General features: G+C 64.2%; 19 protein-coding genes. 6 read left to right on the plus strand and 13 right to left on the minus strand.

What is annotated here, in order from left to right; translation table 11 throughout:
- The first annotated feature begins 82 nt into the window (after nucleotides 1-82).
- Nucleotides 83-544: a preQ(1) synthase gene (queF, locus tag NKH13_RS05595; protein WP_023674394.1), complete on the plus strand. Its 462-nt coding sequence runs from the start codon at nucleotides 83-85 to the stop codon at nucleotides 542-544.
- 29 nt (nucleotides 545-573) lie between these two features.
- On the opposite strand, the gene NKH13_RS05600 is transcribed toward queF, so the two are convergent.
- The 5 genes from NKH13_RS05600 to NKH13_RS05620 all read right to left on the minus strand — a co-directional run bounded on the left by NKH13_RS05600 (nucleotide 574) and on the right by NKH13_RS05620 (nucleotide 6,143).
- Nucleotides 574-1,758 (minus strand): mandelate racemase/muconate lactonizing enzyme family protein, encoded by a 1,185-nt coding sequence (locus NKH13_RS05600; RefSeq protein WP_352911085.1) that lies wholly within the window; start codon nucleotides 1,756-1,758, stop codon nucleotides 574-576.
- Between the two features lie 11 nt (nucleotides 1,759-1,769).
- A complete protein-coding gene (locus NKH13_RS05605) occupies nucleotides 1,770-2,312 on the minus strand; it encodes a hypothetical protein (RefSeq protein ID WP_352911086.1) in 543 nt (180 codons plus the stop codon).
- Between the two features lie 4 nt (nucleotides 2,313-2,316).
- Entirely contained in the window at nucleotides 2,317-2,796 is a 480-nt protein-coding gene (locus tag NKH13_RS05610; protein ID WP_352911088.1) for a DUF3828 domain-containing protein, read from the minus strand.
- Between the two features lie 105 nt (nucleotides 2,797-2,901).
- Nucleotides 2,902-4,551 (minus strand): ABC transporter substrate-binding protein, encoded by a 1,650-nt coding sequence (locus NKH13_RS05615; protein WP_352911089.1) that lies wholly within the window; start codon nucleotides 4,549-4,551, stop codon nucleotides 2,902-2,904.
- 41 nt (nucleotides 4,552-4,592) lie between these two features.
- Nucleotides 4,593-6,143, minus strand: coding sequence for a trimethylamine methyltransferase family protein (locus NKH13_RS05620; RefSeq protein ID WP_352911092.1), 1,551 nt, complete (start codon nucleotides 6,141-6,143; stop codon nucleotides 4,593-4,595).
- Between the two features lie 92 nt (nucleotides 6,144-6,235).
- Here NKH13_RS05620 and NKH13_RS05625 point away from each other — a divergent pair, with 92 nt between their 5' ends.
- Nucleotides 6,236-7,138, plus strand: coding sequence for a LysR substrate-binding domain-containing protein (locus tag NKH13_RS05625; protein WP_352911095.1), 903 nt, complete (start codon nucleotides 6,236-6,238; stop codon nucleotides 7,136-7,138).
- A 17-nt stretch (nucleotides 7,139-7,155) separates the two neighbouring features.
- Here NKH13_RS05625 and NKH13_RS05630 read toward each other — a convergent pair whose 3' ends face one another.
- Nucleotides 7,156-8,145, minus strand: a complete 990-nt coding sequence (locus tag NKH13_RS05630; RefSeq protein WP_352911097.1) for a zinc-dependent alcohol dehydrogenase family protein — start codon at nucleotides 8,143-8,145, stop codon at nucleotides 7,156-7,158.
- 103 nt (nucleotides 8,146-8,248) lie between these two features.
- On the opposite strand from NKH13_RS05630, the gene NKH13_RS05635 reads away from it, so the two are divergent.
- Nucleotides 8,249-9,151, plus strand: coding sequence for a LysR family transcriptional regulator (locus NKH13_RS05635; RefSeq protein WP_352911100.1), 903 nt, complete (start codon nucleotides 8,249-8,251; stop codon nucleotides 9,149-9,151).
- 80 nt (nucleotides 9,152-9,231) lie between these two features.
- Nucleotides 9,232-11,091, plus strand: coding sequence for a DNA mismatch repair endonuclease MutL (gene mutL, locus NKH13_RS05640; protein ID WP_352911102.1), 1,860 nt, complete (start codon nucleotides 9,232-9,234; stop codon nucleotides 11,089-11,091).
- A gap of 241 nt (nucleotides 11,092-11,332) precedes the next feature.
- Here the strand turns inward: mutL and NKH13_RS05645 are convergent, their stop codons facing one another.
- Complete coding sequence (locus NKH13_RS05645; RefSeq protein WP_352911105.1) at nucleotides 11,333-12,226, minus strand: DMT family transporter; 894 nt, start codon at nucleotides 12,224-12,226, stop codon at nucleotides 11,333-11,335.
- Between the two features lie 90 nt (nucleotides 12,227-12,316).
- Here NKH13_RS05645 and NKH13_RS05650 point away from each other — a divergent pair, with 90 nt between their 5' ends.
- Nucleotides 12,317-13,243: a LysR family transcriptional regulator gene (locus tag NKH13_RS05650; protein WP_352911107.1), complete on the plus strand. Its 927-nt coding sequence runs from the start codon at nucleotides 12,317-12,319 to the stop codon at nucleotides 13,241-13,243.
- Nucleotides 13,244-13,478: 235 nt separating this feature from the next.
- On the plus strand, nucleotides 13,479-13,712 hold the full coding sequence (locus tag NKH13_RS05655) for a DUF2093 domain-containing protein (protein ID WP_031211156.1): 234 nt from the start codon (nucleotides 13,479-13,481) through the stop codon (nucleotides 13,710-13,712).
- Between the two features lie 251 nt (nucleotides 13,713-13,963).
- Here NKH13_RS05655 and lpxK read toward each other — a convergent pair whose 3' ends face one another.
- The 6 genes from lpxK to NKH13_RS05685 form a co-directional block, all read right to left on the minus strand.
- Nucleotides 13,964-14,992 (minus strand): tetraacyldisaccharide 4'-kinase, encoded by a 1,029-nt coding sequence (lpxK, locus tag NKH13_RS05660; protein ID WP_352911110.1) that lies wholly within the window; start codon nucleotides 14,990-14,992, stop codon nucleotides 13,964-13,966.
- A gap of 1 nt (nucleotide 14,993) precedes the next feature.
- Nucleotides 14,994-16,310 carry a lipid IV(A) 3-deoxy-D-manno-octulosonic acid transferase gene (gene waaA / locus NKH13_RS05665; RefSeq protein ID WP_352714994.1) on the minus strand — a complete coding sequence of 439 codons (1,317 nt, stop codon included), beginning with the start codon at nucleotides 16,308-16,310 and terminating at the stop codon, nucleotides 14,994-14,996.
- A complete protein-coding gene (locus NKH13_RS05670) occupies nucleotides 16,307-17,086 on the minus strand; it encodes a lysophospholipid acyltransferase family protein (protein ID WP_352911113.1) in 780 nt (259 codons plus the stop codon). Before NKH13_RS05670 ends, waaA begins: the two co-directional genes overlap by 4 nt.
- A gap of 5 nt (nucleotides 17,087-17,091) precedes the next feature.
- Nucleotides 17,092-17,337 carry a DUF4170 domain-containing protein gene (locus tag NKH13_RS05675; RefSeq protein WP_352911116.1) on the minus strand — a complete coding sequence of 82 codons (246 nt, stop codon included), beginning with the start codon at nucleotides 17,335-17,337 and terminating at the stop codon, nucleotides 17,092-17,094.
- Between the two features lie 74 nt (nucleotides 17,338-17,411).
- Nucleotides 17,412-18,218 carry a 3'(2'),5'-bisphosphate nucleotidase CysQ gene (locus NKH13_RS05680; RefSeq protein WP_352911118.1) on the minus strand — a complete coding sequence of 269 codons (807 nt, stop codon included), beginning with the start codon at nucleotides 18,216-18,218 and terminating at the stop codon, nucleotides 17,412-17,414.
- Entirely contained in the window at nucleotides 18,205-19,548 is a 1,344-nt protein-coding gene (locus NKH13_RS05685) for a TldD/PmbA family protein (RefSeq protein ID WP_352911121.1), read from the minus strand. The genes NKH13_RS05680 and NKH13_RS05685 overlap by 14 nt, the downstream gene beginning before the upstream one ends.
- Nucleotides 19,549-19,682 lie beyond the last annotated feature (134 nt).

Raw genomic sequence — 19,682 nt, forward strand, 5'->3', positions numbered from 1 at the left:
GCGGCAAATTTTTGTTTTTACGCATGTCGCGCTCCCAAAATCGCTGCGCAGTTTTGGGCGACATGCAGCAAGGAACCTGCTCATGACCGATACGAAAAACCTCACCCAGCTCGGCACCAACGTCGAGGCGCCACAGAGCCCTGAAGCGGCAGTCCTGGAAACCGTGCCGTTTTCGCGCGGCGACGGCCCGCCGGCCATCGTTCGCTTCACCTGCCCGGAATTCACTTCGCTCTGCCCGGTCACCGGCCAGCCGGACTTCGCCCATATCGTCATCGACTACGCACCCGATGCGCTGCTGGTGGAATCGAAGTCGCTCAAGCTGTTCATGACCTCGTTTCGCAACCATGGCGCCTTCCACGAAGAATGCACCGTCATGATCGGCCGCCGCATCATCGCCGCGACCAAGCCATTGTGGTTGCGCATCGGCGGCTACTGGTATCCGCGCGGCGGCATTCCGATCGACGTGTTCTGGCAAACCGGCGCGCCGCCGGAAGGTGTGTGGCTGCCCGACACCGGCGTCGCCCCCTATCGCGGGCGCGGGTGAGCCTGAGCTTCTGAGGAAAACACGTTGCATCAGTTGAGCGGGAGCCGCCGGTAGCGGTCGGGATTGTTCGGGTCGCTGAAATGGCCCATCGGCCCGTGTTCGGCGAAGTGGCCCGCCCAGCGCTTTATCGCAGCCGGATCGAGTTCGACGCCCAGCCCGTCACCCTCCGGCACGCGCACCGTATTGCCCGTCTGGCGGAAAGGACCGTCCTTGATGATATCGCCGATCTGCCAGCGAAACAGCGACTGCGATGCTTCGGTGATCCACGGTGTCGCCGCCACGACGTGCAGATAAGCCGATGTCATGATGCCGAGATCGTTCGAATAGCACCAGAACCCCTTGCCCATCGCCTCACAGGCGGCGATGAATTTCAGAGTTTTCGACAATCCGCCGAGTGCTGCGAAATTGCAGACGAAGTAATCCGGCGCACCGAGCGCGACTGCCCGTCTGAGATCCGGGATGTGCGTGGAGAACGGAATGCGCGAATGCTGGCGCAGCGCTGCCATCTCCTCGAAGGTCGCGACCGGATCCTCGTAATTGCGGATGTTGAACGGCTCGATCTCGCGCAGTACCCAGCGCGCTGTGGTCAGCGACCACTGCATGTTGGAATCGAGTTTGATCTGCGCCTTATCGCCAAGCGCCTCGCGCAGCATGCGCACTGTCCTGATCTCGAGCTCGGGATCGCCCATGATCAGCTTGCCCTCGAAGATCGTCGAGCCGTGCTGATCTCGCATGCCGAGACAGTAGTCGACGATCGCTTCGGCGGTCATCTCGCCGCCGGCTCCGCCTTGAGCGGGGCGAAAGGCGAAATATTCCGAAAACGGAATGTCCTTGCGCACCGCGCCGCCGAGCAGCTTATAGAGCGGCATACCGAAGACCTTGCCTCTTATATCCCACAGCGCCAGTTCGACGGCGCCGAACGCCACCGTGGCTGCGTTCTCGCCGGTGTTGGCGGTGATCTGCCAGGGCGGCACACAGCGCGCCTCGCAGTCGGCGATGTCGAGCGGATCGGCGCCAATCAGCGCCGGCGCGATCTCGGCCTTGATCACCTCGCCGAAATGCCACCATGGCGCCTCACCCAGTCCGACCACGCCTTCGTCCGTCTCGACCTCGATGATCGATTTCGAGGCGCCGCCGTAGAGACCAGCCGTCCACCAGAACGGAGCATCGAGCGGGACGTTGACGTGGGCGACGCGGATGTTGCTGATCTTCATCGGTTCCGTTCTCACTCACACTGGTATTGGCTTAGCGCCCATTCGCCGGTCACCGAGAGCAGGTCCGATATCTTCCAGTCGCCGTCGACCTTTTTGAACTTCCATTCCAGCCGGTGCGGATTGCCGGAGACGACGAAAGCGACGACGACCTTGGCCTCGTCGCCCCTGACCGCTTCGATGGTCTTCAGGCTCTTGTCGATCTCCGCCTTGTCGTATTCGGCATTGTCGAGCGCCATGTTGGGATCGAGGCACTCGCCCTGCCCCGACTTCCGCAGCGCGTCGCTCTTGTCGAGCACGGACTTTGCCGGATCGGTGAAATGGCCCCGCTGAGCCGGATCGACCTCGAGCCCGGCGTGCTCGTAGAACGGCTTCACCACCGCCGTCGGCGAGCCAGGCTGCTCGGGTGCGGCCGGCGCGTTTTCTGCCGGCGGCAAAATTGCCGGCGGAGGTGCCGCACTGTCGGCCGGCGCGCCCAACAAGCCCTGAGCGGCGGCGCTGCTCAATCCGGCCAGCAGCCACGCAGTCGCCAGAACCCAGGGACGGCGGCGGAGCACGGCATCACTCCGGCGGCTGCCCGGCCAGGCATTCGAGCGCACTCAGCGTCCAGCCGCTGGTCTTCGAGGTAATGTCGGCGATCTTCCACTGGCCGTCGACCTTTTTCAACGACCAGACCATTTCGCGTTTGGAATCATCGCCTTCCGGGAAAAGGTTGAACGTCGCCGTCACCTCGGCGCTGTCGCCATTGAGCGTTTCAGCCAGGGTCAGCGTCCTGGCCACGGTCTTCTCGTCATAGTCCTGCGCATCGAGACCAGGGGCGAAGTCGATGCAGGGAACTTCATCCGGATGGTTCTTTGCCGCGTTGTCGTTCAGTTCGAACAGTTTCGTCACCGGCGCGGTGAAGCGGTCGCGATATTGCACATCGGCCTCGAATTTGACCGACGGGACATAGAAGAACTTCACGGCGTTGGCAGCAGGGCCGGCAAACGCGGCCGCCGGCAAGGCCATCGAAAGCGCGGCAACAAAAAGTGGCAGTTTCATGCGTGTCCCCGATTGTTCACTGACGGAAGCTATCAGTACCACGCATCTTGCCTGTCGGCTTTCTTGCGGTCCATGAAATCCTGCAACGCGTCCTCTGCTGGCAACTCAGGCGTTCAGCCAGACGTTCTGGAGATCCATCTCGAAGGTTTGGTGGACACCGTAGTTCTTCACCTTCTCGTTCATGTGGCTGAACAGCTTCTGCCAAAACGGCTGAATGATGACGCCCGAATCCTGGAGGATCTGCTCGATTTCCTTCATGACCTCGCGGCGCTTCTCGACGTCGATGAGCGAGAGAGCCTGCTTGAGCTTGGCATCGAAATCAGGGTTCGAGTAGCCGGTTTCGTTCCAGGCCTCGCCGGTGCGATAGCCCAGCGCCAATACCTGAACGCCAAGCGGGCGCATGTACCAGATGGTCATCGAATAAGGATATTTCGTCCAGTCGTTCCAGAAGGTCGAACCCGGCAGCACGGTGCGCTTCACCTTGATCCCGGCATCGCGCAACTGGCCGGCAATAGCGTCGCCGGTGTTCTTTTGCCAATCGTCCTCGACGGTGATCAGTTCATGCTCGAAGTCGGCCTGCCCGGCCTCCGCCATCAGCTTCCTGGCCCCCGCGGCGTCGCGTGTCTTCTTGGGCAGCGCGTAGTATTCCGGATGAATCGGGCTGACGTGGTGGTTTTCACCAACAGTGCCTCGCCCGGCGTAGCCAAGTTCGAGCACCGCTTTGTTGTCGACGGCCATCTGGAGGGCGTTGCGAACCCGCTTGTCGTCATAGGGCTTGTTCGTGATGTTGGTCCGGGCGACAAGCGTGGTCGCTGTCGCGACCTCCGATTTTACCAGCCCCATCTTGTCGAGAATGTCTATGAAGTCGGCCGGCGTCTCGAAGTTGAGATCGATTTCGCCGGAGTCGAATGCATTTATCGAGGCGTTGAAATCGGTTCCGTAGTCGATGAATTCGACGCCGTCGAGAAGCGCTTCACCGCCCCACCACTTGCCAGTCTCACGACGCTTGACGATCGCTTTCTGGCCGACCGAATAGGACACCAGTTCGAACGGCCCGGTGCCAATCGGCTTCTCGATCGGATTGGCGCCATCGGCGTCGAAGTTGCGATGGACCACGAGCGCCGGATAGTCGGTGAAGTTCGGGATCAGCGAGATGTCCGGTTCGTTCAGCTTCAGCTTCACCGTGTTGTCGTCGACCTTGGTGATCGCCCCTTCCCTGGCCTTGCCGGTCTTTGCATCGATCAGCGCACCAACGCGCGCGGCCATGGAATTGCCGGCGGTAGCCTTCTCGCACCAGCGCGTCAGATTGTAGACCACGTCATCGGCGCCGAAAGCATCGCCGTTGTTCCAGGTTATGCCCTTGCGCACATGCAGCACGTATTCGGTGGCGTCGTCGTTGACCTCCCAGCTTTCAAGCAGAACCGGCTCGAATGTGAACTGGCGGGTGTAGCGGACAAGCGGCTCGAGCCAGCAGCGTGAAATGTTCGCAAGTTCCACCCAGTCGTAAGTGCGCGGATCCTTTTGTGCCTTCACCGACATCGAAACGTGGAGCGTGCCGCCTTTCTTCGGCTCTTCAGCCAAAGCCCGCTGCGGCACGGCAAGGCCGATCATGCCGTAGGCAAAGGCCGTCGATGCGCCGAAGGCGCTTGCCAGAGCCAGAAACTCGCGCCGATCCACACGACCTGCACGAGCCTCGCTGGCCATCGCTTCGATGGCGCTCGGTACGCGATCACCGTTGCTTCTGAAGAGTGTCATTTTTTCCTCCGTTATGGTTCCCATCGGGTCTTCGCCCGTTATCAACTAACGCTGTCCGGCAGTTTCTCCTCGCGCCGCGCAATCAAATCTTTGAGACCATCGGCGATGCCCTCATCGAGCTTCGGCTCCTCGTAATCGGCGAGCATGTTGCGTGCTTTCTCGCGGCCGCGGGTGTCGTGGTCCTTTGCGCCTTCCGCCTTCCACTGTTCGTACGAATTGAAGTCCATGATGCTGGGGATGAAGAAGGCGGACTCGAAATGTTCGAGCGTGTGCTGGGTGCCAAGGAAATGGCCCTGCGGTCCGACCTCGCGGATCGCCGCCATAGCCTCCTTGAAATCGTCGAATGGCAGCCCGCCAGCATATTTGTACCAGCCGACAAGCTGCTCGCAGTCGGTCGCAAATTTCGAATAGCCGCAGGTCAGGCCGGCCTCGAGCCAACCGGCGGAGTGCCAGATGTAGTTGGCGCCGGCAAGGATGGCCGCATGCATCAGCATGTTCGCCTCGTAGCCCGCCTGGGCGTCATTCAGCTTCGAGCCGACATGGAAACCGGACGTGCGCCACGGCAGCCGATACTTCCGCGCCAGTGCGCCCATGAGATACATCATCTGGGCAGCCTCCGGCGTGCCGCCCATGGGAGCGCCGGTCTTCATGTCGACCGTCACCATGAACTGTCCGTAGATCTGCGGCGAACCCGGACGCAAGAGCTGCGTGAACGCGACGCCCGCCAGCGCTTCGGCATTGACCTGCGCGACCGCACCGACGGCAGAGGCCGAAGTCGAGGCGCCGCAAAGGGCGAACGGCGCGAGGATCAGCGGCTGGTTGTGGCGCGCATAGACTTTCATCGCGTCCAGCATGGTGGCGTCCCAGACCAGCGGCGAATTGCAGTTGGTGATGGCCACCAGGACTGGGTTGTCGCGGACATAGTCCTCGCCGAACACGATGCCTGCCATCGCCATCGTGTCTTCGGCTCGATCCTTGGAGGTCACGATGCCCATGAACGGCTTGTCGGAGTGCTTCAGCGCCGAATGGATGATGTGGAGGTGACGCTTCGGCACCGCGATTTCCATCGGCTCGCAAATGATCGAGCTCGACGAATGCAGTGCCGGCGCCATGTAGGCGAGCTTGTGGAAATTGTTGAGGTCGGCGAGTGTGCCGTAGCGCCTGTTGTTGTCGAGGTCGCGCACGTAAGGCGCCCCGTACATCGGCACGAAGATGGAGTTGTTTCCACCCACACGTACGGAACGCTGGGGATTCCTCGCATTGAGCGTGAACTCCGACGGGACCTTCGATACGAGGTCCATCAGCAGGGCGCGGTCTATGCGGACCCTTGTCTCCGAGACATCGGCGCCCGCCGCCTTCCACATTGCGATAGCCTCGTCGTCGCGGAACTCGCATCCCACCTCTTCGAGGATGCTGAGCGATTCCTGGTGGATGAGCTCCACCGCCTCGTCCGGGACCATCTGATACACCGGAATCTTGCGAACCAGGGTCGGAAATGACGCTACGGGAGCTCCCCGCAGCGCCTTGCGTCCCAGGCGGCCACCCGCGCGACGATTGGTGTGTTCGCTCACTTCAACGGCCGGTGCGTTCATGGAGGCTCCATATTCCTGTTGGCAACCAATCTAGTCAGACAAAATGCAGCTGTGACGCTGGAAAATCCTGATCTCTTGTATAAGCTCAGCTTATGCGAAACTTACGCCACCTGCTGCCGTCGGCCGGCAGCCTGATCGTCTTCGAGGCCGCCGGGCGGCTGTCGAGCTTTACCGCCGCCGGGCGCGAGCTCGGCATGACGCAGGCTGCCGTCTCCTATGCGATCCGTGGGCTCGAACAGCAGCTCGGCGCGAAACTCTTCCAGCGCCGCCATCGGCAAGTCAGCCTTACCGAAGCCGGCGACCGCTTTCATGCTGACGTCTCGCTCGGCCTGTCGCACATCCGCAAGTCGGCGGAGGATCTGCGCCAGATCGCCGTCGGCGCTCATGTGACGCTCGCCGCCTCGACGGCCTTCGCCTCGTTCTGGATGATGCCGCGCCTGCAGCAGTTTCGCGACGAATTGCCGGGCATCGACCTGCGCATCCAGACCGCCGACCGCGATCTCGACATCATCGCCGAGGATATCCCGCTCGGTGTCCGCGGCGGCGAGCCCAGGGAATGGCCGGATTATCATTCGCTGCCGCTGGCCGATGAAGTGATATTCCCCGTCGCCGGCGTTAGTTATGTGGCCCGGTTCGGGCTGCCGGAGAGCGTCGCGGACCTTCCATCGCACCGCCTCATTCATCTCGAAGAGCCGTTTCGCGAGGCCGCCAGCTGGGACGAGTGGTTCGCCTCGGCCGGTGTCGACATCGCCGATGCCGGGCGTGGCTTGCGTATCAACGACTATGCGCTGGTGATCCAGGCAGTGATGGAAGGGCAAGGCATCGCGCTCGGCTGGGGTCACCTCGCCGAGCGGCTGCTGGCATCAGGGCTGCTGGTGCGCGTCACCGGCCACACGATGACGACCGGCAAGGGCTTTCATGTCATCTGGTCGAGGAACCGCGAGCTCAGCGACAACGCCCGCAAGGTACGGGACTGGCTGGCGGCGCAGGCGTGAGGCCGATAAATGCCCAGTCACACCGTCACGACGATCTTGCCGAATTGTTCGTTGGACTCGAGATAACGGTGCGCCTCGACGATCTGGTCGAACGGAAAGGTTCTGGCGATTGCCGGCTTCAGCGAGCCGGTGATCAGCCCGTCAAGGATGAATGTCTTGGCGGCCTGCAGCCGGGCCGGATCGCGCACGATCTCGTGGACGAGATAGCCGCGCAGCGTCAGTGTCTTGGCCAGCACTGCAGGTAGCGGAAAAGGTGTCGGGTCGAGGCTCAAGCCGCCATATTCGATGAGAATGCCACCCGGCGACGTCGCTGCCGTCAGAGGCTCGAAGATCGGCCCGCCGACGGCGTCGAACACCACGCGCACGCCGTCCGGGCCGGCGATTTCCTTCAGCCTGGCTGCCAGATCCTCCTCTGCCGAGGCGATGACATGGGCCGCGCCGAACTCAAGCAAAGCCCGCTTCTTGGCAAATGTCCGTGTGACCGCGATTGGGGTCGCGCCAACCAGGTTGACGATCTGGATCGCCGCAAGTCCGACGCTGCTCGAGGCCGCGGTGATGACGACAAAGTCCTGCCTGCCAAGTTTGGCAATGTCGATCAGCGCGCCGTAGGCCGTGAGATATTGCATCCACGCGGCGGCGGCTTCTTCCCAACTCAGCGATGCTGGGTGCTTGACGACGAGCTCGGCGGGATACGTGGCAATCTCACCATAGGCAGGCCAGCGGGCCATCGACAATGGCGGAACGATGCTGACGGCATCGCCCCGCGCAAACCCATCCACGCCTTCACCGACCATCTCGACGATACCTGCCGCCTCGAGCCCAAGACCGGAAGGCAACGGCGCGGTCTGGATGTAGGTCCCCGAACGCAGCAGCGCCTCGGCCCGGTTTATACCCAACGCCTTAACACGGATCTGGACCTCGCCCCGCCCAGGCGCAGGCATTTCAACATTCTCGATGCGCAGAACCTCGGGACCACCAAGCTCATAAAAACGAACGACACGCGCCATCGGTCATAACTCCAAAAGATTTGAACTGAATGTGCTATGCCAGCGGCGATCAGGCAGATAAATAGCTGCTTGAGTAGAGCAATAGAAACTGACAGTTTTGAATATGGATCGCCTTACCAGCATGGCCGTGTTCGTCAAAGCCGTCGACCTTGGCTCGTTCGCGGCCGCGGCGGCGGCTCTTGATCTGTCCGGGCCGATGATCGGCAAGCATGTCCGGTTTCTCGAGGAGCGCCTGGGCGTGCGCCTCATCAACCGGACCACGCGCCGCCAAAGCCTGACCGATTTCGGGCGGGCCTATTATGAGCGCTGCCGGCTGGTGCTTGCCGAAGCGGAGGCTGCGGATGCGCTTGCCGCCGACCAGCTTGCCGAACCGCGCGGAAAGCTGCGCGTGCTCATGCCGGTGCATTTCGGCCGGCGCTGCGTTGCCCCGATCCTGTTCGGGCTTGCACAGCAATATCCGGCGCTGGAACTTGACCTGTCGTTCAGCGACGCCATCGCCGACCTCGCAGAGGACGGCTGCGACCTTGCCATCCGAACGGGCGACCTGGAGGACCAGGCCGGGGTGATAGCGCGTCGTATCGCGCGCCAGCACATGGTCGTCTGCGCGTCGCCGTCCTATCTCGACAGGCACGGCGAGCCACAGGAAATAGATGACCTCGGCAGCCATCATGCGATCATCTACCGCCGGTCCGGGCGTGCCGTTCAGCCGTGGCTATTTCCGCGCAACGGCGACCCCGCGATTGAGGTCAGGCCAGTCAGCAGATTGCGGCTCGACGACCTCGATGCCATCGCCGATGCCGCGGCCGCCGGCATGGGGCTCGCCTGGCTGCCCTACTGGCTGGTTCGCCAGCGCATCCAGGCGGGCATGCTTGTCCCGCTATTGCCGGAACAATCCCGGTTTCTCTACGACGTTCATGCCCTGTGGTTGCAGACGCCTCATCTGCCGATGAAAGTCCGCCTTGCCGTCGATGCTTTGGCGGCAGCGCTGCCCAAGCTCATGAGTTGAAGTGCACGGCCGCGGTCAGCTGCGTGGATTTCCTCAATTCCGCCCTCCCGCATCGACCACGAATCCGCCTATAGTGCCCCATGCCCATCCGCCAGCTTTCCGAAACGATGATCAACCAGATCGCCGCCGGCGAAGTCATCGAGCGTCCGGCAAGCGTGGTCAAGGAACTGGTCGAGAATGCACTCGACGCCGGCGCGACGCGCGTAGAGATCGTCACCGCCGGCGGCGGGCTGAACCTGATCCGCGTCAGCGACGACGGCTCGGGCATTCCGGAAAAGGAACTGGCGCTGGCGATCGCGCGCCATTGCACCTCCAAGCTCGCCGACAACATTCACGACATTCGCTCGCTTGGCTTCCGCGGCGAGGCTTTGCCGTCGATCGGCTCGGTGGCGCGGCTGTCGATCCGCTCGCGCACCGCGTCCAGTGAAAACGCCGCCGAGATCGGCATCGACGGCGGCCGCGTCTCCGCCGTCAGGCCGGCGGCGGCCAATCGCGGCACCACGGTCGAGGTGCGCGACCTGTTCTTCGCCACGCCGGCGCGGCTCAAATTCATGAAGGGCGAGCGCGCCGAAAGCTCGGCCATAGGCGACGTGGTCAAGCGCATCGCCATTGCCTTCCCCGCCGTGCGCTTCACCCTTGCCGGCCCGGACCGCTCGACGCTGGAATTGCCGGCGACCTACGACAGCCCGGAAGGCCGGCTGCGTCGGGTGGCACAGGTGATGGGCGCCGACTTTCCCGACAATGCGATTGCCATCGACGCGGTGCGGGACGGCGTGCGTCTCGCCGGCCATGTCTCGGTCCCCTCCTTCACCCGCGCCAACGCGCTGCAGCAATACGCTTATGTCAACGGCCGCCCGGTGCGTGACAAACTGATCGCCGGCGCCATTCGCGGCGCCTTCGCCGACGTGCTGCCGCGCGACCGCCATGCCGTCACCGTGCTGTTCCTGACGCTCGATTCGGCGATCGTCGACGTCAACGTCCACCCGGCCAAGGCAGACGTGCGCTTCCGAGACCCGGGGCTGGTGCGCGGGCTGATCGTCGGCGCCATCCGCGAAGCGCTGGCCAATGCCGGCATCCGCGCCGCCACCACAGGGGCCGCCGGCATGATGGCAGCGTTCCGGCCAGGCGCCGCATCCTATGCGCATGGCGGCCCGGCCAACGGCCATCGTAGCTACGAGGCCACCTATCGGGCCTCCGGCTTTGCGGGTTTCGATCCGGCCCGTTCGCCGCAGCGGCCGCTCGATATGGGCTCTGCAAATGGCGGGCTCGGCGAGGACGAGCAGACGGCCTTCGACGCCGGACCGCTGCACAGTGCCGACGCGCGCGCCGGGCAAAACGAAGCGGCGGAGACGCTGCTCGGTACGGCGCTGGGCGCCGCGCGCGCGCAAGTGCACGAGAACTATATCGTTGCCCAGACCAGGGATTCGCTTGTCATCGTCGACCAGCACGCGGCGCATGAGCGGCTGGTCTACGAGGCCTTGAAGAACGCCCTCCACTCACGCGCGGTGCCGTCGCAGATGCTGCTGCTGCCCGAGATCGTCGATCTGCCGGAGGAAGACGCCGAACGGCTCGCCATGCACTCCGAGACGCTGGCCCGCTTCGGCCTCGGTATCGAGCGCTTCGGCCCCGGTGCCGTCGCGGTGCGCGAGACGCCGTCGATGCTCGGCGAGACCAACGTCCAGCAGCTGGTGCGGGACCTCGCCGACGAGATCGCCGACAACGACACGGTCGACACGCTGAAGGAGCGGCTGGACAAAATAGCCGCGACCATGGCCTGCCACGGCTCGGTGCGTTCCGGCCGCCTGCTCAAGGCCGAAGAGATGAACGCGCTGCTGCGCCAGATGGAGGCGACGCCCGGCTCCGGCACCTGCAACCATGGCCGCCCGACCTACATCGAGCTCAAGCTGGCGGATATTGAGAGATTGTTCCGGCGGCGGTAGGGCCTGCGGCTTACGACGTCCGCTGGCGCAGCCCCTCTCCGGCCGCTCCGCGGCCACCTCTCCCCCACTTTAGTGGGGGCGAGGAAACGCCAATCGCCAAAGGCCGCAACCTCGGAAACCTTGGGTTCCTCGCCCCACAAGGTGGGGAGAGGTGGTTTGCGAAGCAAACCGGAGAGGGGAAATCAAAAAGAGCCGTTCGATACGGCTTTTTTGATTCACGCAAGCCTTCGTACCCGCTGATTCACCTCTTCAAATTCACCACGATGACACCGCCGAGCGCCAGTGCGCCGCCGATGATGCCGAGCAGCGTCGGCACCTCGCCCAGCCAGAAGAAGCCGATCAGCGTCGCCACCGGCGACACCAGATAGAGGAAGTTCGAGGCGCGTGCGGCGGGCAGCCGGGAAAGCGCTGTTGCCCACGCGGCATAGGCGATCAGGCTGGGCACGATGCCGAGAAAGATGACCGCGCCGAGCCCGGCGGTATCGGCGACCGCCGCCTGCGCCAGACCGTTCGGCAGGAACGGCGACAGGCAGAGCGCGCCAAGCACCATGTTCGAGGCCGAGATGGTCAGCGGGTGGTGGCGACCAAACAGCGGCTTCTGGACGATGGTGTTGACGGCCGAGCACAGCGCCGAGCCGAGGACAAGCAGCGCACCATTGTTGAAATGCAGCCCTTGCCCCTCGCCCATGGCGATGATCCCGATGCCGGCGAAGGACAGGAATGTGCCGGCCCAGGCCAGGCCTGAGAAGCGTTCGCCAAGCAGCGCCATGGCCATGATGGCGGTGAAGATCGGGCTGACATTGATGATGAAGCCCGCCGCGCCGGCCGAAACGGTCAGTTCGCCGAAATTGAGCATCACCGTGTAGAGCGCGACGAACACGGCACCACCGAAGACAAAGCGCCAGAGTTCGTCGAGCCTGGGCAGCGCCGGCCACTTGACCGCGAGGAAGATCGCCGCCGGAACCGCGGCGATGGCAAAGCGCAGCGCGCCGAGTTCCAGCGGCCCGAAGGCGGCAAGGCCGGCGCGGATCGCCGGAAAGGCGGAGGCCCAGCCGATCACCGTCAGCGCCACCGCGATGGCCGCCGTGGCATCCATGCGCTGTGTCGTATTCAACGTGCCGGTGTAAGCGCTCATCTCGGTGTCCTCGCGATCCAATGCCACGAAGTAGAGAAACGCTATTGTGGGCCGGTTGACAAACGAACAAATCGAGGATCACCTGTGACTATGGATCACAGCTCAGACTCGATGCTGCCGCTTGAAACGCTGCGCGCCTTCGACGCCGCGGCACGCACCGGCAGCTTTTCGGCGGCGGCCGAGAAGCTCAACATCACCCATGGCGCCGTCAGCCGGCAGATCGCCAAGCTCGAGGGCTGGCTCGGGCTAAAAGTCTTCGATCGCGGCGCGCGCGGCGTCTCGCTGACCCTCGAGGGCAACCGCCTGCATCTGCGCACCACGGAAGCCTTCGCCCTGATCGCCAGCAATTCGGATCGCTGGGTCGAGCCGCGCGGCACGGCGGTGGTGCGGCTGACCTCGATCCCTTCGGTCAGCGGGCTGTGGTTGATGCCGCGCATGGCGGCGCTGGAGAACCACCCGTCCAAGCTGCGTATCGTGCTCGATGTCGACATCCGCCAGGGCGATCTTGCCGACGAGGGCATCGACCTGTCGATCCGCTGCGGGCGCGGTCGCATTCCGGGCCGGATCTCGGTGCAGCTTTTCGAAGAATATGTGTTCCCGGTCGCCTCACCGGAATTGGCCAGGGAAATCGGCCGCGGCGATCCGGCCCGGCTGCTCGAATTTCCGGTGATCAACGATTCCGACGCTTCGGCGTGGCGCGCCTGGTTTGCGGCGCAGGAGATGGACTATCGGCCGCGGCCGCACGACCGCCGTTTCGAGGATTACAACCTTGTGCTCGACGCCGCCGCGCACGGGCTCGGCATTGCGCTGGCACGTCCGCCGTTGACGGTGGACCAATTGAAGTCGGGCCGCATCGTCGCCGTAGACGAACGCAGCGCGCTCAGCCCGATATCCTACTGGCTCGACCGGCCGCTGGGGCGCCCGCGCGCCGCCGCCGCCGAACTCGCCCGGCGCATCGCAGTCCAGGCCGGGCTGGCAGCGGAGAAGATCGAAGAGTTTATCATCGCCGAAGAATGAGATGCCTGAAGCGCGTCGCGTTCGACCGGCCTCATGCGACGCGCTTCAGGTTCTTGTGTTTATGCATGTCGTTATCGCAAAAACCGCTGCACACTTTTGCGCGACATGCATTGGCATCCGCTTTGCCGGCTTGTTCGAGCAAGTGTCACCAGAAACAGAACCAGGCAAGGCCAACCAAGCTTGACCTCGCCGCAATTTGTGGCGATGACATCGTCATGAATTTCGGCACCACCCCATGATGAACCGTTTCGAAGGCCCCGGCGGCAAGGAAGCCCGCATCCGCTATCTCGATGGCGACTTCCAGGTGACCAGCCCCGGCGCCTTCGTGCGCTGTGCGGTGACCGGCGAGAGCATCCCGCTCGACGAGCTTAAATACTGGAGTGTCGCCAGGCAGGAACCCTATGTGAATGCCGCCGCCTCGCTGCGTCGCGAGATCGAAGCGCATCCGGAACTGCGCCGCCGACGCTAGTCCGACGCAAATGGAAGCCGCCCCGTTGCGACGCTTCGCGCCTGCCTCTGCCGCGGCGTCAGGCCGGCAACACCGAAACCTTAGAGATTATCCTGAAATAAAAAACCCGCCTCGAGGGCGGGTCGTCGGCGAATGATCACCATATTTAAATTAATAGCATAGCTGCCGGCACAAAGCAAGAACAAAATACGCTCGACCGGCGGAAAGCTGCAAATTCCGGTCCCGCATCGCCTCGGTGCTCGAGCTGCCGGTCAGCCTTTGAGCCGGCGCTGCCGCCAGGCATCCAGCGTCTCGTCGATGATGCGTTGCGGCACATGGTCGAGCTCGAAGACGGTGTCGATCTCCAGCACGTCGAGCCGGTCGAGGAATTCCGGCGGTGCTGCGCCGTGACGCAGGCGGGCAGCGTCCTTGGCGGTGGTAATGAGGCCAAGCCCGGCTTTACGTGCGGTCGCCGCCAATTCGGCAAGCTCGTCCGCACTGTAGAAATGATGGTCAGGAAATGGTCGGGTCAGCGCAAGCTCGCCGCCGGCCTCGGTTACCGTGTCGAAAAACTTGTCGGGATGGCCGATGCCGGCGAATGCCAGGAACCGCCTGCCGGCCAGCGTCACGTTGCTGCTCGGGGCAGTGTGCGCCTCGAAGATCGGCCTGCCGGCGCGCGCTGCCTGGCGCACGACCGTATCGGCCGCGGTGCCCTCGCCCATCTTCAGCAAGGCGCTGGTGAAGACCAATTGGTCGACGATGTTTGCCCGCAGCGGCCCGCCGGGGATGACGCGGCCATTGCCGATGCCATGGCGCGCGTCGACGACGACCAGCGCATAGTCGATGTGGATGCGCGCGCTCTGAAAACCATCATCCATGATCAGGAAATCGCAGCCGAGCTTCTCCAGCAGAAGCCTGGCGCCGGCGGCCCGGTTCGGCGTCACCGCGACCGGCGCGTGTTCGGCCAGAAGCAGCGGCTCGTCGCCGACATGCTTGGCGGCGTCGTGGTGCGGATCGACGATATGTGGCTGCGCGAAGGAGCCGCCATGGCCGCGCGACAGGAAACCGGGATTGAGCTGCATGCGCCTGGCCTGCTCGGCCAATGCGATCGCCACCGGCGTCTTGCCGGTGCCGCCGACGGTGAAGTTACCGACGCAGAGCACCGGCGCCTCGACTTTTTCGCGCGGCGCGTGCCGCAAGCGGCGACCGGCGACAAGCGCATAGACGGCGGAGAGCGGCGACAGCGCCGCGACCCGCCAGTCCGGCTCTTCCCACCAGAAGGGCGGCGCTTCCGAGGTCACGTCAGCGCCCGTTCGCGCCCTTCAGGCGCGACTTGACGACCAGCGGCTGGATATAGGGCTCGAGCGACCTGAGCGTATGTGCCAGCGCACCGCGCATCTCGTCGACGGTCGCCGCACCCGCCGCCATCATTTCGTGACGAGCCGCCTCGTTGGTCAAAAGGAAATTGACGGCGCCGGCCAGCATATCGCGGTCGCGCACCAGCTTGGCGCCGCCACTGTCGAGCAGACGCTGATAGGCCTCGCGAAAATTCTGGACGTTGCGGCCGGCAAGCACCGCTGTCTCCAGCATGGCCGGTTCCAGCGGGTTCTGGCCGCCCTCGGAAGTCAGCGAACGGCCGACAAAGGCGATTTCCGTCAGCCTCAGATAAAGCCCCATCTCGCCGATCGTGTCGCCGAGCAGAATATCGGTATCGGCGGTGATCCTGTCGCCCTTGCTGCGCTGCGCCAGCTTCAGGCCCATTCCGGAAATCTGGGCGGCCAGCTGCCCGGCGCGATCGGGATGGCGCGGCACGATGATGGTCAAAAGCCCGTGGTGGCGCTTGTGCAGCATGGCGTGAACTTCGGCGGCAACCGCCTCTTCGCCGTCATGGGTCGAGATCGCCGCCCAGGTCGGGCGGCCGCCGATCTGGCGTTTCAGCGCCGCCAGTGCCCGTTCGTCGACCGGCGGCGGCGCGGTGTCGACCTTGAGATTGCCGGACACGGTGACCGGCCGGGCGCCGAGCGAAAGGAAGCGCTCGCCATCGAGGTCCGACTGGGCGACGACATGGGCAAGATTTTCGAACAATGCTTCGGCAATGTTGGCGCGCTTCTTCCAGGATTTGAAGGAGCGGTCGGACAGCCTGCCGTTGACCAGAACCTGCGGCACGCGGCGGGCGCCGAGTTCCAGGATGGTCATCGGCCAGATCTCCGATTCGGCGATGATCGCCAGGTCCGGCTGCCAATGGTCGAGGAAGCGGCTGACCGCCGGCTTGAGGTCGAGCGGCACATATTGGTGGATGATGCGGTCGCCCAGCCGTTCTTCGGCGACCTGCGCCGAGGTGACGGTGCCCGTCGTCAGCACGACGTTGACGCCGTAATCGAGAATGCTCTCGACCAGCGGCACGACGGCGATGGTCTCGCCGACGCTGGCTGCATGGATCCAGATCACCGGGCCTTCGGGGCGCTCGCGTCCGGCGACGCCGTAGCGTTCACGCCGGCGAATGCGATCCTCCTTGCCTCTGGATGTGCGCCAGGCGACATAAGGTCCGACCAGCGGGTAAGCGGCGGCCCCGGCGAAGCGGTATGCCGTCAGGAAGGCGCGCGCCCAGCGCATACTCATTTCGAACCGTCCACAAGGCGATAGGCCTCGGCGGTCGCGGCATTGAGCGAGGCCGTGACCTCCTGGCGCTTGCGTTCCATTTCCGCGGCGTCTGCGTTGGCCGGCACGAAGACAGGCGTGCCGACGACAATCGAGGAGCGGCCGAAAGGCAAGTTGATCGTCGTCTTGTCCCAGCTGCCCTCGATCACCTTGCGGCGGCTGGTGGCTATTGCGGCAGGCAGGATCGGCCGGCCGGACAGCCGCGCCAGGAGGACGACGCCGAGCCCCGCATCGCGCGGCGTGCCGTGGGGAATATCAGCTATCATGGCGACATTCTTGCCGGTGGCGAGCGACTTTTTGAGGGCGATGAGCGCCTTGGCGCCGCCCTTGTCGAGATGCCTTGCGCTTTCGCGCCCACCAGAGCCGCGCACCGCCTCGATGCCGAATTTCTCGACCATCAGCGCGTTGAGCTCGGCATCGGCGCTGCGCGACACCATGGCAACCAGCGGCCGTCCCTTGGGATAATAGGCCGGGGTCAGCAGGTGCTGGCCGTGCCAGAGCGCGATGATGCCAGGCTCGAACTGCGCATAGGCGCCGCCGGAAAACTTGGCCGATCCGTCGACCATGCGGTTGGTCAAGCGGACAAGGCGGACGAAATACGCAAACAGGGCGGCAAGCGCATTCTTGACGAATCGCGACTGCGCCAGCGGTTCGCGGATCTTGCGCCAGAACGTCTTCGGCTTGCGACGTCTGACCGCCGACCGCGGGGCTGATCGCTTGACCGCTTCATGGTTCATCGATGTCAACCGGCAGCCTTGTTTTCGGGATCGAGCAGGCGGTGCAGGTGAACGACGAAGTAACGCATATGGGCATTGTCGACGCTGGCTTGCGCCTTGGCCTTCCAGACAGCGTGCGCCGATTGATAGTCCGGATAGACGCCGACAATATCGAGCGCGTCGAGATCGCGGAATTCGGTGCCGCCCAGCTTCTTGAGTTCGCCGCCGAACACCAGGTGCAAAAGCTGTTTCTTTCCGTCTTCAGCGGCCATGTCGATCCTTCACATATCGTGAGTTTGGGACAGGTCTAGACCAAAGCCGCCGACTTTGGAACTATTGATAGTCGTCAATTGTCCAGCCCGGCGATGACGCCGGCGAGCACGGCGAGAAGTTCGCCGCTGCCGGCGGCGAGCGGTCCGTGACGGATCACTTCGCCGGCATAGAGCGGCGCGCGGCCGTGCCGATCGAGCAAGGCGCCGCCTGCCTCGCGCAGGATGAGATCGGCCGCGGCGATGTCCCAGTCATGCGCGTTGGCCTTGACGAAGGTGGCATCGAGCTGGCCCCCGGCGATCATCGCCAGCCGGTAGGCGAGCGAAGGAATATAAGGCACTCGCTTCAGCCGCTTGTGCCATTTCGCCGGCAGCAGGTCGATCATCGGCTTCGGTCCGGCGATTTCGGCCGTTTCCGACGGCGGACGCACGCTGATGCGCTTGCCATTCAGGAATGCGCCCTCGCCCGGCAGCGCCCAATAGATTTCGCCCTTCGCCGGGCAGTCGAGCACGCCGGCGAGCGTGCGGCCGTTCTCGACCACAGCGACGCTGACGCACCATGTCGGCAGACCTTCGAGGAAGCCGCGCGTGCCGTCGATCGGATCGACGACGAAGGTGCGGCGCGCGACGAGCCTTACCGGGTCGTCGACGGTTTCCTCCGACAGCCAGCCATAGTCCGGCCGGGCCGCCAGCAAGGTCTCGCGCAGATATTTGTCGGCGGCGTGATCGGCTTCGCTGACCGGCGAGGTGCCGCCCTTCATCCACACTTGCGGATTGTTGTTGAAGTACTGCATGGCAATGAGCCCCGCCTCGCGGGCGGCGTCGCGCAGCAGCTGCAGGTCTTCAGTAGCGCCGGCCGAGACGGCCGGCTCAAGCTCCGGCAAGGGTCATTCCTTCGATCAAAAGCGTGGGCGCGGCAGTGCCGAAATTGCGGTCGAGATCACTCGCCGGAACCATGTTGAGGAACATGGTCTTCAAATTGGAGGCGATGGTCACCTCGGCGACGGGATAGGCCAGCTCGCCGTTTTCGATCCAGAAGCCGGACGCGCCGCGGCTATACTCGCCCGTCACCATGTCGACGCCCTGGCCGAACACTTCGGTGACGTAGAAGCCGGTCTTGAGCGACTTGATCAGTTCTTCCGGCGTATTTTCCCCGGGCTCGATGGCGAGATTGGTCGACGATGGCGAGACCGACGAGCCGCTGCGCGAGCCGCGCCCATTGGTGACGAGACCGAGTTCCCGTGCCGCCGAGGTCGACAAGAACCAGTGGTTGAGCACGCCCTTGTCGACCATGAACAGTTTTTCGCCCTCGACGCCTTCGCCGTCGAACGGGCGCGAGGCCTGTCCACGGCGCCGGAGCGGCTCGTCGGTGACGGTGATTGCGGCCGAGGCCACCTTCTTGCCCATCATGTCGCGCAGAAAGCTGGTCTTGCGCGCCACCGCGGCGCCATTGATGGCACCGGCGAGATGGCCGGCAATGCCGCGCGCGACGCGCGGATCGAACACCACGTCGACCGGCCCGGTCGCAGCCTTGCGCGCGCCAATGCGGCGTACGGCGCGCTCACCGGCCTTGCGGCCGATGTCTTCCGGCGCGTCGAGATCGGAAAAATGCTGGCGCGAGGAGAATTCGTAGTCGCGTTCCATGCCGGTGCCCTCGCCGGCGATCACGCTGGTCGAGCGCGAAAAACGCGAGGCGACGTAATGGCCGACAAAGCCGTGCGAGGTGGCGAGCACCAGGCCGCCCAGCCCGGCACTGGCGCCGCTGCCGGCCGAATTGGTGACTCCTTTGACGGCAAGCGCCGCCGCCTCGGCGGCAAGCGCTGCTTCCTTCAACTGGTCCGCCGATACCTTTGTGGCATCGAACAGATCAAGGTCGCGCGGCTTCTTGACCAGCAGGACCGGATCGGCGAGCCCCTGATAGGGATCCTCGGGCGACACCTTGGCCATGGCGACGGCGCGCTCGGCCAGCATATTGGGGTCGGATGCCGCCGTTGCCGAAACGCTCGCTACCCGCTTGCCGACGAAGACGCGCAGCGAGACGTCCTCGCTCTCGGACGCCTCTGTGCCTTCGACCTTGCCGAGCCGCACCGACACGCCGGTCGAACGGCCGCGCACCGCAACCGCATCGGCGGCATCGGCGCCGGCCCGTTTGGCGGCCTCGACCAGGGCCGCGACGCGGTCGGTCAGTTTCGCTGCGTCAAGCGTATCGGTCATGCGCATAATCCCGTTGCTTGCGGCCGGCTATAGGGCAGCCGCTGCTGCACCATCTATTGTCCCGGTGCGGCTTCTGCAATGGGAGAAGCGGGCAATCAGGAGGCATCTAGCCCCAGGTCGGCGCGACCGATCTA

Source organism: Mesorhizobium sp. M1348, from assembly GCF_040317925.1.
Lineage (GTDB): Bacteria > Pseudomonadota > Alphaproteobacteria > Rhizobiales > Rhizobiaceae > Mesorhizobium.